13 protein-coding genes and 1 pseudogene are annotated in these 15,519 nt (G+C 74.4%); 8 read left to right on the top strand and 6 right to left on the bottom strand.

Annotated elements, in window-relative coordinates:
• Positions 1-78 precede the first annotated feature (78 nt).
• Positions 79-930: a formyltetrahydrofolate deformylase gene (purU, locus tag IAG43_RS13390; RefSeq protein ID WP_187740983.1), complete on the top strand. Its 852-nt coding sequence runs from the start codon at positions 79-81 to the stop codon at positions 928-930.
• A gap of 50 nt (positions 931-980) precedes the next feature.
• Here the strand turns inward: purU and IAG43_RS13385 are convergent.
• Together IAG43_RS13385 and IAG43_RS13380 are read right to left on the bottom strand one after the other, a co-directional pair.
• Positions 981-2,094: pseudogene (locus IAG43_RS13385) on the bottom strand (maleylpyruvate isomerase N-terminal domain-containing protein).
• 440 nt (positions 2,095-2,534) lie between these two features.
• Entirely contained in the window at positions 2,535-3,116 is a 582-nt protein-coding gene (locus IAG43_RS13380; RefSeq protein ID WP_187740982.1) for a sigma-70 family RNA polymerase sigma factor, read from the bottom strand.
• Between the two features lie 273 nt (positions 3,117-3,389).
• Between IAG43_RS13380 and IAG43_RS13375 the strand changes: the two genes are divergently transcribed.
• From IAG43_RS13375 to IAG43_RS13365, 3 genes are all read left to right on the top strand, one after another.
• A complete protein-coding gene (locus tag IAG43_RS13375; protein ID WP_187740981.1) occupies positions 3,390-3,764 on the top strand; it encodes an STAS domain-containing protein in 375 nt (124 codons plus the stop codon).
• Positions 3,765-4,012: 248 nt separating this feature from the next.
• Positions 4,013-4,531: an EF-hand domain-containing protein gene (locus IAG43_RS13370; protein ID WP_187740980.1), complete on the top strand. Its 519-nt coding sequence runs from the start codon at positions 4,013-4,015 to the stop codon at positions 4,529-4,531.
• A gap of 453 nt (positions 4,532-4,984) precedes the next feature.
• Entirely contained in the window at positions 4,985-5,530 is a 546-nt protein-coding gene (locus IAG43_RS13365) for an ATP-binding protein (RefSeq protein ID WP_187740979.1), read from the top strand.
• Positions 5,531-5,677: 147 nt separating this feature from the next.
• Here IAG43_RS13365 and IAG43_RS13360 read toward each other — a convergent pair whose 3' ends face one another.
• Entirely contained in the window at positions 5,678-6,661 is a 984-nt protein-coding gene (locus IAG43_RS13360) for a GlxA family transcriptional regulator (RefSeq protein ID WP_187740978.1), read from the bottom strand.
• Between the two features lie 71 nt (positions 6,662-6,732).
• On the opposite strand from IAG43_RS13360, the gene IAG43_RS13355 reads away from it, so the two are divergent.
• The gene (locus tag IAG43_RS13355; protein WP_246574297.1) at positions 6,733-8,043 is read left to right on the top strand and encodes an MFS transporter; all 1,311 of its coding nucleotides are present in this window, start codon (positions 6,733-6,735) and stop codon (positions 8,041-8,043) included.
• A 42-nt stretch (positions 8,044-8,085) separates the two neighbouring features.
• On the opposite strand, the gene IAG43_RS13350 is transcribed toward IAG43_RS13355, so the two are convergent.
• The 3 genes from IAG43_RS13350 to IAG43_RS13340 form a co-directional block, all read right to left on the bottom strand.
• Positions 8,086-9,261, bottom strand: coding sequence for a flavin-containing monooxygenase (locus tag IAG43_RS13350; protein ID WP_246574295.1), 1,176 nt, complete (start codon positions 9,259-9,261; stop codon positions 8,086-8,088).
• Positions 9,262-9,356: 95 nt separating this feature from the next.
• On the bottom strand, positions 9,357-10,052 hold the full coding sequence (locus tag IAG43_RS13345) for a pyridoxine/pyridoxamine 5'-phosphate oxidase (protein WP_187740977.1): 696 nt from the start codon (positions 10,050-10,052) through the stop codon (positions 9,357-9,359).
• Between the two features lie 143 nt (positions 10,053-10,195).
• A complete protein-coding gene (locus tag IAG43_RS13340; protein WP_187740976.1) occupies positions 10,196-10,843 on the bottom strand; it encodes a TetR/AcrR family transcriptional regulator in 648 nt (215 codons plus the stop codon).
• Positions 10,844-11,100: 257 nt separating this feature from the next.
• Between IAG43_RS13340 and IAG43_RS13335 the strand changes: the two genes are divergently transcribed.
• From IAG43_RS13335 to IAG43_RS13325, 3 genes are all read left to right on the top strand, one after another.
• Positions 11,101-12,123, top strand: coding sequence for a VOC family protein (locus tag IAG43_RS13335; protein ID WP_187740975.1), 1,023 nt, complete (start codon positions 11,101-11,103; stop codon positions 12,121-12,123).
• A 182-nt stretch (positions 12,124-12,305) separates the two neighbouring features.
• Entirely contained in the window at positions 12,306-14,651 is a 2,346-nt protein-coding gene (locus IAG43_RS13330) for an outer membrane protein assembly factor BamB family protein (protein WP_187740974.1), read from the top strand.
• 129 nt (positions 14,652-14,780) lie between these two features.
• Positions 14,781-15,461, top strand: a complete 681-nt coding sequence (locus IAG43_RS13325; protein WP_187740973.1) for an MFS transporter — start codon at positions 14,781-14,783, stop codon at positions 15,459-15,461.
• Positions 15,462-15,519 lie beyond the last annotated feature (58 nt).

The following is a 15,519-nucleotide window of genomic DNA, read 5'->3' as shown; positions in this document are numbered from 1 at the left end:
GACGCGTGCGGGGGCGGCCGGCGGTCCGCCGGTTGGACCGTATTCGGTCCGGCCCCCGGGTTGTGGCAGGCTACGGGGATGACTGAGCAGTACGTCCTGACGCTCTCCTGCCCCGACAAAAAGGGCATCGTGCACGCCGTGTCGAGTTATCTCTTCATCACCGGCTGCAACATCGAGGACAGTCAGCAGTTCGGGGACCGGGACACGGGTCTGTTCTTCATGCGGGTGCACTTCTCCGCCGAGGCGCCGGTGACCGTGGAGAAGCTGCGCGCCAGCTTCGCCGCCGTCGGCGACTCCTTCGGGATGGAGTGGGAGATCCACGTCGCCGAGGAGCGGATGCGGGTCGTCCTGATGGTGAGCAAGTTCGGCCACTGCCTGAACGACCTGCTCTTCCGTGCGCACACCGGCGTCCTGCCGGTGGAGATCGCGGCCGTCGTCTCCAACCACACCGACTTCTCCGAGCTCGTCGCCTCCTACGGCATCCCCTTCCACCACATCCCGGTGACGAAGGACACCAAGGCCGAGGCCGAGGCGAGACTGCTGGAGCTGGTGCGCGAGGAGGGCGTCGAACTGGTCGTCCTCGCCCGCTACATGCAGGTCCTCTCCGACGACCTGTGCAAGCAGCTCAGCGGCCGGATCATCAACATCCACCACTCCTTCCTGCCGAGCTTCAAGGGCGCCAAGCCCTACCACCAGGCGCACGCCCGGGGCGTGAAGCTGATCGGCGCGACCGCGCACTACGTGACGGCCGACCTCGACGAGGGCCCGATCATCGAGCAGGAGATCCAGCGCGTCGGCCACCAGGTCACCCCGGAGCAGCTGGTCGCGACCGGCCGCGACGTGGAGTGCCAGGCGCTCGCCCGCGCGGTGAAGTGGCACGCGGAGCACCGCATCATGCTCAACGGCCGCCGCACGGTCGTCTTCGCCTGAGCACCTGGGCACCTGAGCGCCCCTGATCGCCTGACCGCAGGACCTCCCGGTCAGAGCCTGCTGAGGGCGGCCGCCGCGAACAGCACCTCGGAGATCGCCTCGCGGTCCCCGTCCTGCCCGGCGGCCGCGTCCCGCGGGGCGACGTGCCCGGCGACGAGCCGGCAGAACTCGACGCCGTCGAGAGCCACCTGGGCCACCGCGTGGTCGGCGGAGCCGACGGCCGCGGGCGAGTCCAGGGCGATGTACCAGTTCCCGCCGCCCGAGCCCTCGACCTCCAGGTGCAGTGAGCGCCCGGGAGCGCCGGGGGTCACCAGATGCCGGGCGGGGCCGGCCAGACCCGCCCGGCGGCGGTCGGCGAGCGCGGCGGGCAGCAGACGGGCCGCGAGGTCGATCATCCGGTGCAGATGGGCTCCGCTCGGCGGCTCGTACGGATAGTCGACCGCCCCCGCGATGTCGTCCGCGTGGATCCAGCACTCGAAGGCGCGGTCGAGCAGCGCGTCGCGCAGCGGCAGGGGCGAACGCCCCGTAGGAGACGGCGAGATCGGAGGCCCCGCGCCCGGCGAACGACACCGTGCGGATGAGTGTGTGGCTCTGGTCCCGCCAGGGTTCGCGGATCGTCCGGGTCGGCGGCCTGTCGGCCGCGGCCCAGAACGTCTCGGTGCGCTCGACCGGCAGACCGGAGGCCGACGGCCCCAGCGGGTCGTCGAGGCCGAGCGCGGTGGAGACCAGCCCGTCCACGCTCATCAGGTGGGCGATCACCCCCGCGACCGTGGTCCGCCGGTTCACCTGGCGCTCGCCCTCGAACCACCGCAGCCGCACGGGCGCGTGCCACTCGGCCTCGCCGATGTCGCGCAGCAGGGCGTCGAGCCGGGCGGTCTCCGCGTCGTAGGCGTCGGCCCAGTCGGGCACGGGGATGCGGGCGGGCCGCCGGCCCAGGCAGTTCTCCAGCACCTGGAAGCGGAGCAGCGGATCGAGATCGAGGTCCCGGTCGGTGTGCAGGAGCCCCACGGCGTCGCGCAGCCGCAGCGCCTCCTCGGCGCAGGGCGCGCAGTCGCCGAGGTGCTCCTCCACGGCGTCGGTCTCCTCGGCGGAACAGGCGGAGAGCGCCCACGCGCCGAGCAGCGACTTCAGCACGGCATGGGTCCGCACGGGCTCGGGCACCACCCCGCGCCCGTCCCCGCCGGCACCCGCGTCCCCGCCGCCGGCGGTCTCCGGCGCACCGGCCGGCGTGCGCCCGCCGTCCCTGTGCCCGTCCCGGCCCCCGGCCCCGGAGCGGGCGCGGTCCGTGTCCGTTTCCGTGTCCCCGTCGCGGTCGGCGCCCGGGAGACGGGCGGCCCCGGCGTCCGGCCGGTCCGCGGCCTCCTGCGCCTGCGGCCGTTCAGCTTCCTGCGCGTCCGGCCCGTCCGCTCCCTCCGTCCCGCCGGACCCCGTACGGCCGGACGCCCCGGACGTGCTGCCGGGTTCGCGGCGGGGGAGGGCGGGGCGGAGCGCCTCCGGGGACAGGTCGTCCGGGGCCCCGCGCGGCGCGGGTATGCGCGGCACGCCGCGCACCTCGTCGCGTTCGCGGTCGTCGTCGCCACCGTCCAGGGGGCCGTTCGGCGTGTTCACAGCGATCGTCCGTATCCAGGGGGTGAGGAGCCCTCCAGCGGCCGGGTGTGCGCCGTGGACAGCAGTTGCAGGCCGAGCCGCAGCCGGCGCCGCGCCTCGTCCTCCGTGACGCCGAGGTCGGCGGCCGTCTGGCGGTAGTCCCGGCGCTGGAAGTAGGCCAGCTCCAGCGCGGCCCGCAGCGGCGCCGGCATGGACGTCACGATGTAGTCGGCGCGGGCGGCGACGGCCGCCCTGCGCACCCGCTGCTCCAGTTCCTCGGCCGTGCCCCCGCCGCCGTCGGCGAGGGCGGCCGCCTCGTGCTGCCTCAGGCGGTGGACCGCCTGGCCGTTGGTGAGCCGTGCCACCCACGAGCGCATCGAGCCCTGCTTGGGGTCGTAGGCGTCCGGGTTCTCCCAGATGTAGCCGAAGACCTCGCGGGTGACCTGGTCGGCGGCGGCGTCGTCCTCCAGGACGCGGTGCGCCTGACTGTGCACGAGCGCGGCGAACCGGTCGTAGAGCTCCCCGAGCGCCGCGGCCTCGCCCCGGGCGAGCCGCTGCTGCATCCTGCGGTCCCAGCGCGGTGGTGCGTCCTTCGCCATGCGGCCCCCAGCCCCTGCGGTCCGAGCGTCCTGCCCTGCTGCGTCGCGTCCTGTGTCCTATTCGAATGTAGTGCGCCGATTGGCGTACGCACTCCCCTTTGTGACAAGTACGTCCATGGCGCGGCCCGGCGTGGTAGAGCTCGCGCCGATCGGGGACGGAGTGCGGAACTCCGCGTGACATCCGTCGCGTTTCAGGGAGAGGCGCCCGGGCAGGGGGCAGTGGAAGGACGGCTTCCGTTCTCCGGTCAGGCCGGTTCGAGGAGGGGCCCAGAGATGATGCTCAAGGTGGTCGAGGCCCGGGAGGGCTCGTGGACCGTGCTGCATGTGTCCGGCGAGCTCGATCTGGTGTCCTCGCCCGTGGTGCGCCAGCGGGTCCACGACGCGGTCGCGGCGGGCGACCGGGACGTCGTCCTCGACCTGTCCGGGGTCCACTTCTGCGACTCCAGCGGTGTGGGCGTGCTCGTCGCCGCCCGGCGGCTGATGCGGTCCTGCCGTGGCCGCCTGCGTCTCGTGCTGCCCGCGCACGGAGCCGAGGACGGCTCCCACGTCAACCGGGTCCTGGCGGCGCTCGGTGTGCGCCGCCTCTTCGAGGTGTACGCGGACGCCGTCGCGGCCGCCGACGACGAGGCGCGCCCGCTCTCCGCGTAGCCGTGGGCGGGGGCGTCCCGCTCTCCGCGCAGCCCTGCACCGTCCACGCCCGCTCCCGCGCAGGCCTGGACGGGGCGTGCGCTCCCCGCGCGGCGGGCAGGTGCGCGCCGGAGCGTGTCCGTGCAGGCGGGAGCGGTGCGCGGTGCGCCCGCGCATCCGCCGTCCACCGCCGCGTTCCCCGTACGTCACCGGTACGTGATTCGTCCGCCGTGTACACGCGCCGGCCCTCCGGGCCGTACCCTCCCCGCATGGACAGCGCAGAATACGAGCGGAAGATCGCTTCCCGCTTCGCGGCTTTCGACCAGGACCACAACGGATCCATCGACCGTGAGGACTTCAGCAGGGCCGCCGCCGCGGTGCTCGCCGAGTTCTCCGTGACAGCCCGCTCCGACAAGGGCCAGGACGTCTACATCGGCGCCGAGGCGTTCTGGCAGGGCATGGCCGGCATCGCCGACGTGGACGGCGACCAGCGCGTCAGCCGCGAGGAGTTCGTCACCGGCGCGGCCAAGAGACTGCGCGACAACCCGGAGCGCTTCGGCGAGATCGCACGTCCCTTCCTGCACGCCGTGTGCGCCGTCGCCGACGAGGACGGCCGCGGTGTGACCCCCGAGGCCGCGGCCCGCGTGATGCGCGCCCTGGGCATCGAGGAGCGGATCGCGGAGGGCGCGGCCGCCGCGCTGGACGCCGACGGCGACGGCCGGATCTCCCGGCAGGAGGTCCTCTCGGCCTTCGCCGCCTACTGCGTCACACCGGAGCAGCCGCAGTAGCACCCCCGGGCCGGCCGTCCGGCGTCCCCGCGCCGTTCGCGGGGGCGCCGGACGCCGTCTGTCCGGACGGCCCGGAGCGTCACCGTGCGTCGATACCGGGTTGTGTCCTCGAACAGGGCCGTCACGGCCCGGAGTCGTCCGAGTGCTCCGGTACGCTCCGTGTTGATGCGAGTCGCCGCGAGGACGAGGGCCGACGGCGCGGTCGTGCCGGCCGCCCCGCTCCTCCTGATGCGCGCTGATCATCCCGCGTGCGTGCGGGCCGCGAGCCCGTGTTCGAGTGCCCGGGCGGAGCGTCGCACAGTATGCACCATGGGTACTCCTTCGCGCTGGAATATGCCCGAAGCGCTTGTTGCGGTGACTGTACGTCAACCATGCTGTCCTGCAAGGGAATCACGTTCCGTGATGGCAGTGAGGCGCAAGGCGATGTGTCCGCCGGTTCGGATGGTGTGAGCGGTGCAGGTGCTTCAGGTTCAGTTGGAGATCGGCGCGGACCCCGCGGAGGTGGGGCGGGCCAGGAGATGGGCGCGGTCTCGGTTGCTGGGTTCGGGTCTGGGCGACGACGAGCCGCTCTCCGAGACGCTGATCCTGCTGATCTCCGAACTCGTCACCAACGCGGTGGTGCACACCGGCTGTCCGGCCGTGCTCCGCATGCTGTTCGGGCAGGACGGCCCCGCCGACGCCGGCACGGTGCGCGTCGAAGTCGCCGATGCGAGCGCCTGCCCGCCGCGCCCCCGGCACGCGGACGGGGACGACACCAACGGCCGCGGCCTGGAACTCGTCGACGGCCTGGCCGACCGCTGGGGCTGGACGGCCGAGGGGTCCGGGAAGTCCATCTGGTGCGAGGTGGACCGATGTCCGGCCACGCCCGCCCCGCACCTCGCCCCCACCCGCGCCCCGCGGAGCGCCCCCCGCGCCGCCCCGCAGCAGGGCCCGCCGTCCGCCCGCCCCGGGACGTACGGGACCGACCCGTACGAGAAGCTCCGCGCGACCGCGCGCTGACCGCGCGCTGACCGCGCCCTGTCCCAGCCCTGATCCCCGACCGCCCCGGCCTGCGGGGACGCACGGTCCGGCGGCGGCCCTGACCCGTCCGCCTCCGTCGCCCCGTCCGCCCCGTGCCGGCCGACCCGACCCGTCCCCGGGGGTCCGTCAGCCGCCGTCCGCCGAGGCCCGGAACGTGCGCCGGTACACCGTCGGCGGCACTCCCAGCACGGACAGCAGGTGCTGCCGCATCGACTGCGCCGTGCCGAAACCGGCGTCCCGTGCCACCTGGTCCACCGACAGGTCCGTGGACTCCAGCAGATGGCGGGCCCGTTCGACCCGCTGCCGGGTCAGCCACTGCCCGGGGCTGATGCCCACCTCCTCGCGGAAGCGCCGGGTGAACGTCCGCACCGACATGGACTCCTGCTCCGCGAGGTCGCGCAGCTGGAGCGGCTCGTGGAGCCGGCCGAGCGCCCAGGCACGGGCCGCGGTCGTCGTCGCCATCTGCGGTTCCGGCACCGGCCGGTGGATGTACTGCGCCTGCCCGCCGTCGCGGTGCGGCGGCACGACCGTCCGCCGGGCGACGTCGTTGGCGACGGCGGTGCCGTGGTCGCGCCGGACGATGTGCAGGCAGAGGTCGATCCCGGCCGCGACGCCCGCCGAGGTGAGCACGTCCCCGTCGTCGACGAAGAGCACGTCCGCGTCGACGCGGACGGACGGGAACAACCGCTGGAAGTGCTCGGCCGACGCCCAGTGGGTGGTCGCCCGGCGGCCGTCGAGCAGCCCGGCGGCGGCCAGGACGTAGCCGCCGGTGCAGATGGAGACCAGCCGGGTCCCGGGCCGGACGTGTGCCAGGGCGGCGGCCAGCTCCCCGGTCAGCCTGCCCTCGTCGAAGACCGGCCCCAGTTCGTAGGAGGCGGGGATCACGACCGTGTCGGCCGTCGCGAGCGCCTGCGGGCCGTGCTCGACCCACACGTCGAAGTCGGCGTCCGTACGGACCGGGCCGGGGGCCAGCCCGCAGGTGACGGTCTCGTACAGCGGTGAGCCGCCGGGCGTCTTCGCGCGGCCGAAGATCCGGTGCGGGATGCCCAGCTCGAAGGGGAGCAGCCCGGTCAGGGCGAGGACCACCACGCGGTGCGGCGACACGGTCATGGCCCGATCCTAGCGAACGCTGTCCCTCGGGCCACTCGTTGCCGGCGTCACGAACCAGCAGGCTGTTCGGCGTGACCCAGACAACCGCCCGCCGCACCGGTCCGCGCCGACCGCTCGTCCGCCCGCCCCGCGTCCACCGCGCCTGGTACGTCGCCGCCGTGACGTTCGTGACGATCATCGGCGCCGCCGCGTTCGCCTCCCTGCCCGGCCTGCTGATCGAACCGCTGCACGCGGAGTTCGACTGGTCGCGCGGCACGATCGGCTTCGCCGTCTCGGTCAACCTGGCGCTGTACGGACTGACCGCGCCGTTCGCCGCCGCCCTGATGGACCGGTTCGGCATCCGCAAGGTGGTCGCCGTCGCCCTCACGGTCATCGCGGTGGGATCGGTGCTGACCGTGTGGATGACCGAGCCCTGGCAGCTCGTCCTCTACTGGGGCGTCCTCGTCGGCCTCGGCTCCGGCTCCATGGCGCTGGCGTTCGCCGCCACCGTCACCAACCGGTGGTTCGTCCGGCGGCGCGGCCTGGTCACCGGCGTCCTCACCGCGGCCGGGGCCTCCGGGCAGCTGGTCTTCCTCCCGCTGCTGTCCTGGCTGGTGGAGCACCACGGCTGGCGCCCCGCCGCCGTCACCGTCGCGCTCGCCGCGCTCGCCGTGGTGCCCTTCGTCTGGCTGCTGCTGCGCGACCATCCGGCGGACGCCGGCGTCGCGGCCTACGGCGCCGAGGGCTTCACGCCGAAGCCGCCGCCCGTGCGGGGAGCGGCCCGCCGGGCGGTGGGCGTCCTCCTCTCGGCGGCCCGCACCGGCCCCTTCTGGCTGCTCGCCGGCACCTTCGCGATCTGCGGAGCGTCCACGAACGGCCTGGTCAAGACCCACTTCGTGCCCGCCGCACACGACCACGGCATGCCGATCACCGCCGCGGCGTCGCTGCTCGCGGTGATCGGGGTCTTCGACGTCGTCGGCACCATCGCCTCCGGATGGTTCACCGACCGCTTCGAGGCCCGCCGCCTGCTCGCGGTGTACTACGCGCTGCGCGGTGTCTCGCTGCTCTTCCTGCCGATGCTGCTCGCCCCGTCCGTGCAGCCGCCGATGGTCTTCTTCATCGTCTTCTACGGCCTGGACTGGGTGGCCACCGTCCCGCCGACCATCGCCCTGTGCCGCGAGCACTACGGCGAGGACAGCGCGATCGTCTTCGGCTGGGTCCTCGCCTCGCACCAGGTCGGCGCGGCGGTGGTCGCCTTCGCCGGCGGTGTGGCGCGGGACGTCTTCGGCTCGTACGACGTGGTCTGGTACGCCTCCGGAGCCCTGTGCGCGGCCGCCGCGCTGATGGCCCTGGTGATCCGGCGGGCGCCGCTGCCGCGACTCGCCCCGGCCCCGCCCGCCTGAGGGCGCCGGGGCCGGGCGTTCCGGCGGCTTCCGGACCGGGCGCTACCGGTGCGCGCGGGCGACGGCGCGGGCGATACGGCCCGCGTCCAGCGAGAGTTCCCGCAGCATCCCGCTGATCGGGTTGGTGTACCCGGTGAAGTAGAGCCCCGGCGCGTCGGGCGCGCAGCGGGCGCCGCGGACGCGGGGAGCGCCGTCGGCGTCCAGCACGCCGAGGTGGCCCACCAGTCCCTCCAGCCCGCGGCGGTAGCCGGTCGCGGCGATCACGGCCTGAGGGGCGATCAGGGTGCCGTCGGCCAGTTCCACCTTGCCGCTGTCGAGGGCCGTGACAGCGGCGGTGATCTCGACCCGGCCGCGCCGGACCGCGTCGATGAGGCCCATGTCCTGGACGGGGATGGCGCCTTCGGCGACCCGCGAGTAGAGGCCGGTGCCGGGACGGGGCAGGCCCTTGTCCGCCAGGTCGGGGACGGCGACCCTGGAGAGCAGTGCGCCGGCCCGGTCGACCAGGCGCACCGGCAGGCGGCGCACCAGGATGCCGGTGCGCTGGGCGGGCCACCCCGCGGTGGAGCGGCGCACGATGTGCGGGACGGTCCGGACGGCGAGCCGCACCCGCGCCGCGCCGCCCTCGGCAAGGTCGACGGCGATCTCCGCGCCGGTGTTGCCCGCGCCGACGACGAGGACGTCCCGGCCCGCGAAGGGCGTGGCGTCGCGGTAGTCCCGGGCGTGCAGCAGCGTGCCCTCGTAGCCCTCCAGGCCGGGCCACCCGGGCAGGTGCGGGGTGTGGTTGTGGCCGGTGGCCACCACGACGGCGCGACCGGTCATCTCCCGCCCGCCGCTGGCGCGCAGCAGCCACTCCGTGTCCCGTGCCCCGCGCTCGACGCGGGAGACCTCCACGCCGGTGACGATCTCCAGTTCGTGGTGCTCGGCGTACTTCTCCAGGTACCGGACCATGTCGTCGCGGGCGGGCCACCGGCCGAAGGACCGGGGCATCGCGAGACCGGGGAGCGCCGACAGGGAGCGCGTGGTGTGCAGGCGGAGCCGGTCGTAGTGACCGCGCCAGGAGGCCCCCACGGCACCGGACTTCTCCAGCACCACGGCGCGTATCCCGTGCCCCCGCAGCGCGGCGGCCGTGGCGAGTCCGCCGGGTCCGCCGCCGATGACGTAGACGGGCCGGTCGTCCGTACGGTCGATGCCCTTGGTCCTGCCCATTTCTCCGGCCATGGACCGAGAGCGTAAAACTTCCGTTTTCTTGATGGGTATCGGTCAAGACCGAGTTCGGTTGCGAATCGGTCACGCCCCCGCAACGCGCGCCGGTCTCACGGCCACAGCAGCTCCTTCAGCCAGCCCCCGGCGCCCTCCGCGTCCCCGCCGGGCCTCCGGTACCGCAGCCGCACGTGCCTGCGCCGTTCGTCGCCCTGGAAGAACTCGGCCTCGTCGGGCCGCAGTACGTACAGCGTCCAGCCGGGCACGGGGGCACCGGGCTCGGCCGCGGCGCGGTCCCAGGCCGCCCGCGAGGCGTCGTCCAGGTCCGACCGGGACCGCAGGACCTCGCTCTGCCGGCCGGTCAGGGCCGCGGCGAGCGCGCCCGTGGAGCGCGCGTGGAGGTCGGCCTGCCCCTCGGCGGACGAACCGGCGCGGACCGTGCCCCGCAGCCGGACCTGGCGGGCCAGGGCCGGCCAGTAGAAGTGCAGCGCCGCGTACGGCCGTTCCGCGAGCTGCCGGCCCTTGGCGCTGGTGGCGTGCGAGGCGAAGTGCCAGCCGCGTGCGTCCGCGCCGTGCAGCATCAGGGTGCGGGCATCGGGGCGGCCCGTGCCGTCCGCGGTGGCGAGCGTCGCCGTGTGCGGCTCGGGCTGTCCTGCCGCCACCGCGTCGGCGAACCAGCGGTGGAAGAGGGGGAGCGGGTCCGCGGGCGCCGCGTCCGGGTCGAATCCGGGCAGTCGCGGCAGGTCCCACACCCGCTGGGTGCGCAGCAGCGCGTCGAACTCCCGCTGTGCGCCGTCGTCGTCGCTCATGGGGCCATTCAACCGCGCGGCCGCGGCCGCGGCGCGGGAGCGGGCACGGGGACCGGGACGAAGAACGGCGGCCACCGCTCGGGTGGCCGCCGTCTTCGTGACAGGACGTGGGGTCGGGCGCGGCGGGCGCCGCGGGGCGCGGGTTACTTCACCGGCTTCTTGCCGGTGATGCCGAGGTGGACCAGGAGCGCGAGATTGGGCTTGAGTTCGCCCTGCTTCACGCCCCAGGTGGTGAAACCCTTCTGGTGCGAGGCGACCCCGGCGAGCATGACCACCAGGGAGCCGGCCATCGCGGCCGGGTTCACGTCCTTGTCGACCCTGCCCTTGGCCTGGAGTTCCTGGACGGCTTCGGTGAGGGAGTGGGTGACCGAGTTGAGGATCTTCATGCGGATCTTGTTGAACCGCTTGTCGCCTTCCGCCGCGCCGAGGTCGACGACCCGCAGGATCGCGTCGTTGCGCCGCCAGAAGTCCAGGAATCCGTCGACGAGTTCCTCGGAGCTCTGCCATCCGGCCTTGCCCACCCAGGAGCGCCCGGAGACCAGGCTCGTCAACGAGGCGCCGTCCTTGGCCATTTCCTCGGCGATCTCGAGGACGGCCCCTTCGACGTCGGGGAAGTACTGGTAGAACGTCGCGGGCGAAGTGCCCGCTTTCCGGGCGACGTCGATGACCTTGACGTCCCGGTAGGGCGAGGAGCTGAGCATTTCGCTGAGGCAGTCGAGCAGCTTCTGCCGCGTCGCCTGACCGCGTCGACCGGCCACGCGGCCGTCAACGGTGCGCACTTGTCCTGTCATGCCGTCAGCTTACCGACGGGTGATCTGCGCGCGATTCGGCCGAGTGCAAATGGGGTGACCAGGCATCCCGTCAATAGTGTTATCAACAGCCTGTGGACAACTTTGGTGGACAACGGGGTGTGACGCACCCTTGCGCGTGGTGGTCAAAGCGCGGGAAAAGTGTCACATCGGACATGTGTGCGAGTGGATTCCGTGCGCCCGGCCCGCACCGCCGTTAGCTTGAGTGTGACGGGCACCACATGGAAGGCGGGGCGTCGATGGCCGAATTCGTACAGGGAACGCCGTGCTGGGTGGACGCGGCGCTCCCTGATGTGGAAGCGGGCAAGCGCTTCTACTCGGAGCTCTTCGGATGGACGTTCACCGACCGCGGCGGCGAGCGGCTCCCCGGCGGCCGCACCCGCGGCCGCTCCGCCGACGCGTACAGCGGCGGCCGGCTGGTCGCGGCCCTCACGCCGAAGAGCGACGGGCGCATGCCCACCGTGTGGAGCGTCTACCTCGCCACCCCGGACGCACCCGCGCTCGCGCGGCGGATCGCCGAGGGCGGCGGCCAGGTGATCAACGCCCCGCTGCCGGTCGGCCCCGAAGGGGCGTACGCGGTCGCCGCCGACCCCACCGGCGCGGTCTTCGGGCTCTGGCAGGCGGGCGAGCGGGCGGGCTTCGAGAAGCACGGCGAGCCCGGCTCCTACTGCTGGACCGAGGTGTACACCCGGGACAAGGAGCGCGCCGACGCCTTCTACGAGGGGGTCTTCGGCTACCAGGGGACCGACCTGCCCGGCATCACCTCCGAGGACTTCCGCATGTGGTCGCCCGAGGGCGCCGAGCCGGGGGAGAGCACGGCCGTGGGCGGCCGCAGTGTCATCGACGACTCCCTGCCCGCCGAGATGCCCGGTCACTTCCTCGTCTACTTCTGCGTCGAGGACTGCGACGAGACCGCCCGGAAGGCGGCGGAGCTGGGCGGACGGGTGCGCACCGCGCCGTACGACATCCCCTACGGGCGCATCGCGGAGCTCACCGACGACCAGGGCGCCGCGTTCGCGGTGCTCGCGGAGCCCGCCGGCGACACCGCGCCGGGCGCGGCCCGCGGCGCGGAGGACGGCGGCCCGGACCGCGGCGGGGAAGGCCGCGGCGGGGACGGCCCCGAGGGGGAGGACCGCGGCGGGGAGGACCGCGACGAGGGGGACGGGAAGCCCTGGCCGCACGACTCCCCGGGACCGGTGCGCGCCCCGGACGAGGCCGGGCGCGCCGGCGCCCCGGACGAGGCGGAGCGCGGCGGCTCCTGACCTCACAGCCGTGTCCGGTACGAGGTGAGACACCCCGATCCGCCCCCGGGTTCGCAACCGCCGCTCCGGACAGGAAGAATCAGGGTGCTCACCGCAGAGGGCTCGATGGTGAGACCCTGCACGGGGCGGCAAGAGACGGGCTCCATGACACGAGGGCCCGTACGGGGAGGTGGCACGCAAGTATGGAGCAGCTGACGCAGCACGACCCGAGACGGATCGGTCCGTTCGAGGTGCTGGGCAGGCTCGGTGCCGGCGGCATGGGACTGGTCTATCTCGCACGGTCGGCGTCCGGCCGGCGGGTCGCGATCAAGACGGTGCGCACGGAGCTCGCCGAGGACCAGCTGTTCCGCGTCCGGTTCACCCGCGAGGTCGAGGCCGCCCGTGCGGTCAGCGGCTTCTACACGGCTGCCGTCGTCGACGCCGACCCGCGGGCCGCGGTGCCCTGGCTCGCCACCGCCTACGTGCCGGCGCCGTCGCTGGAGGAGATCGTCAACGAGTGCGGGCCGCTGCCCGCGCAGGCCGTGCGCTGGCTGGCGGCCGGCATCGCCGAGGCGCTCCAGTCCATCCACGGGGCGGGCCTGGTCCACCGCGACCTCAAGCCGTCGAACGTGCTGGTGGTCGAGGACGGCCCCCGGGTGATCGACTTCGGCATCGCGTCGGGGGTCTCCAACACCCGGCTGACGATGACCAACGTCGCCGTCGGCACCCCCGCCTACATGTCCCCCGAGCAGGCGCGCGACTCCCGCAGCGTCACCGGGGCCAGCGACATCTTCTCGCTCGGCTCCACCCTGGTCTTCGCGGCCACGGGGCACGCCCCGTTCCACGGCGCCAACCCGGTGGAGACCGTCTTCATGCTGCTGCGCGAGGGGCCCGACCTGGAGGGGCTGCCCGAGGAGCTGCGGCCGCTGATCGAGCACTGCATGCAGATGGAGGCCGGTCTGCGGCCGTCGCCCGCGGACCTCCAGGCGCAGCTCGCCCCCCATCTGTTCTCGTCCGGCCAGGACGACAGCGGCACCGCCTCCGCGTGGCTGCCGGGCCAGGCCACCGCCATGATCGAGGCCCGCCGAGGCGGCGGACGCACCGCGCCCCCGGCCGTCCAGCCGCCCGCTCCCCGCCCCCCGGCGCCCCCGGTGCCCGACCGGAGGCCCTCCTGGTCCTCCGGCGACCCCAGGGGCGGTCACGCCCCGCCGTCCGCGGCCGGCGGCGGCCCGGTCCGCCTCGCCGGCGCGGGCGTCGCGGTCGGCCCCGGCCCCCGGGTGGCCGGGACCGGGCGCGTACCGGACGCCGGGCCGGCCACCGGCTGGATCCGCCCGCCCGCCGGGGTGATCGCCCCGGAGGCGGGGACGGCCGCCGCGCCGGCCCCGCTGCCCGTGCCGCAGCAGGATCCCGCCCCGGCCCACTGGCGGCCCTGGCGGTTCCGGATGTCCAACGACGTCTGGGGCACCCCGGCCGTCGACGGCGATCTGCTCTACGTCACCTCCTTCGAGGTCCACGCGCTCGACGTGGGGACAGGGCGGCGCCAGTTCAAGACCCGCGACGTGGCCTGGTCGATGGCCGTGGCCGACGGCCGCATCCACGGCTCCGACGGGCCGACGCTCTACGCGCTGGACGCCCTGACCGGGGCCGAGCGGTGGCGGCTGGGCACCGACGCCTGGGTGTACTCGCTGAAGGCCGACCGGGGCACGGTGCTCACCGGCACCCGCGGCGGCGGCGTCCAGGCGTGGGAGGCGTCCAACGGCGAGAAGCTGTGGGAGCTGACCGGGGCGCAGACGGACTTCGAGACCGCCGAGGCCGGCCCGGCGATCTCCGGCGACACGGTCTACGTCTGGAAGGACGCGCGGCTGCGCGCCCTGGAGGCCAGGACCGGCGTCGAACGCTGGTCGTACCCGATCGGCGACGCCGCGTCCTGCGGCAGTGTGCCGGTGCGCGTCACGTCGGCGCCCGACGGGCACGTCTACGTCGCGGCGGGCACCCGGGTCATCGCCTTCGACGTCGTCTCCGGCCGGGTGCGCTGGCACTTCGAGGCACCCGCGGTGTTCCTGTCGCCGCCCGCCTTCGCGCCGGGACCCGCGGTCGCGGGCGGCGGCGTCTACCTCGCCGACTACCTCGGCACCGTGTACGCCGTCGACGCCACCACCGGCAAGGACCGCTGGCGCATCGCCACCGAGTCCCGGCAGTCGGCCGAGCCCGTCCTGGTGGCCGGGGGCAACGTGCACGTCGGCAGCGGCAGCGCCCTGTACACGCTCGACGCCGTGACCGGCACGCCCATGTGGCGCTTCGCGGCCGGCGGCGAGGTGGTCGGGACGCCCGTGGTCGCCGACGGCCGGGTCCACTTCGGCTCCGCCGACCACGTGCTGTACACCCTCGACGCGAGCGGCGGCCAGCTCCGCTGGAAGCTCGCCACGGGCGGCGAGATCACCGGGTCGCCGGTGGTGCGGGGCGGCGTCGTGTACGCGTGCAGCAAGGACCGCTGCGTCTACGCGCTCGACGCGGTCAAGGGCACGGCGACGGGCCGCGGGGCCCGCTGAGCGGTGCGCCGGGCGGGCATGGCGGCCGCCCGGCGGGGTACCCGGGGCGGGCACAGCGCCGGCACCGGGAGCCCGGGGAACCGGAGCGGGCCCCGGCCGGCACCGCTGACTCGACGGAGGAGGCGGGCCATGGTCCGCAACGTCATCGGTTCCGTTCTCGCCCTCGCAGGAGCGGCGGCCGCCGTATGGAGCCCCTTCCGTGACTGGTACGACGGCCGCCCCGGGCAGGACTACCGCGTCCAGGACCTCTTCAACGGCATCACGGCGGCCGAGCCGGGGATCGCGGCGTCGGTGCTGCTCCCGCTCGCCTTCGGCGCGCTGATCGCGCTGCTCGGCGTGGTGCTGCGGTCACGCCTGCTGGTCGCCCTCGCGGGGCTGATCGTGCTGGGGTTCACCGTGCTGTGGATGGTCCGTCAGGGGCAGGCCGCGGGAAGCCTCGCCATCAGCGCCGACGGGACCGGGCTGGGCGACGGCGTCGCGATGGCCGCGGGCGGCGGGGTGCTGCTGCTGCTCGCCTCGGCGGTCATGAGCGGCCGTCCCCGCCACCGGGCGGGCCGGCCGCAGGAGCAGGAGCCGGCCGCGGCGGACGACTGGGGGCCGTACGGGCCGGACCCCACCGGCCCGGTCCCGTACCGGCAGAGCCCGTACCAGCTGAGCCCCGACGACGAGGTGCAACCGCACGGCGGCCAGGGGCGTCGTGGTGACGAGGGAGCCCCGGACGACCGCCACGGCGACCGCTACGGCGACGACCGCTACGGGCCCGACGGGCCGCCGACCCTGCCCGCTCCGCCCAGGCGGGACGAGTGGTGACCGGCAGGTGATCACCGGGCCGCGGCGTCGGCGGGCGCTGCTAGGGTGACGTGCGCTC

Origin of the sequence: Streptomyces genisteinicus, assembly GCF_014489615.1 — a bacterium.
GTDB lineage: Bacteria > Actinomycetota > Actinomycetes > Streptomycetales > Streptomycetaceae > Streptomyces > Streptomyces genisteinicus.
The sequence above is the reverse complement of the archived record's forward strand: the minus strand, read 5'-3'. Positions and strand labels throughout refer to the sequence as shown.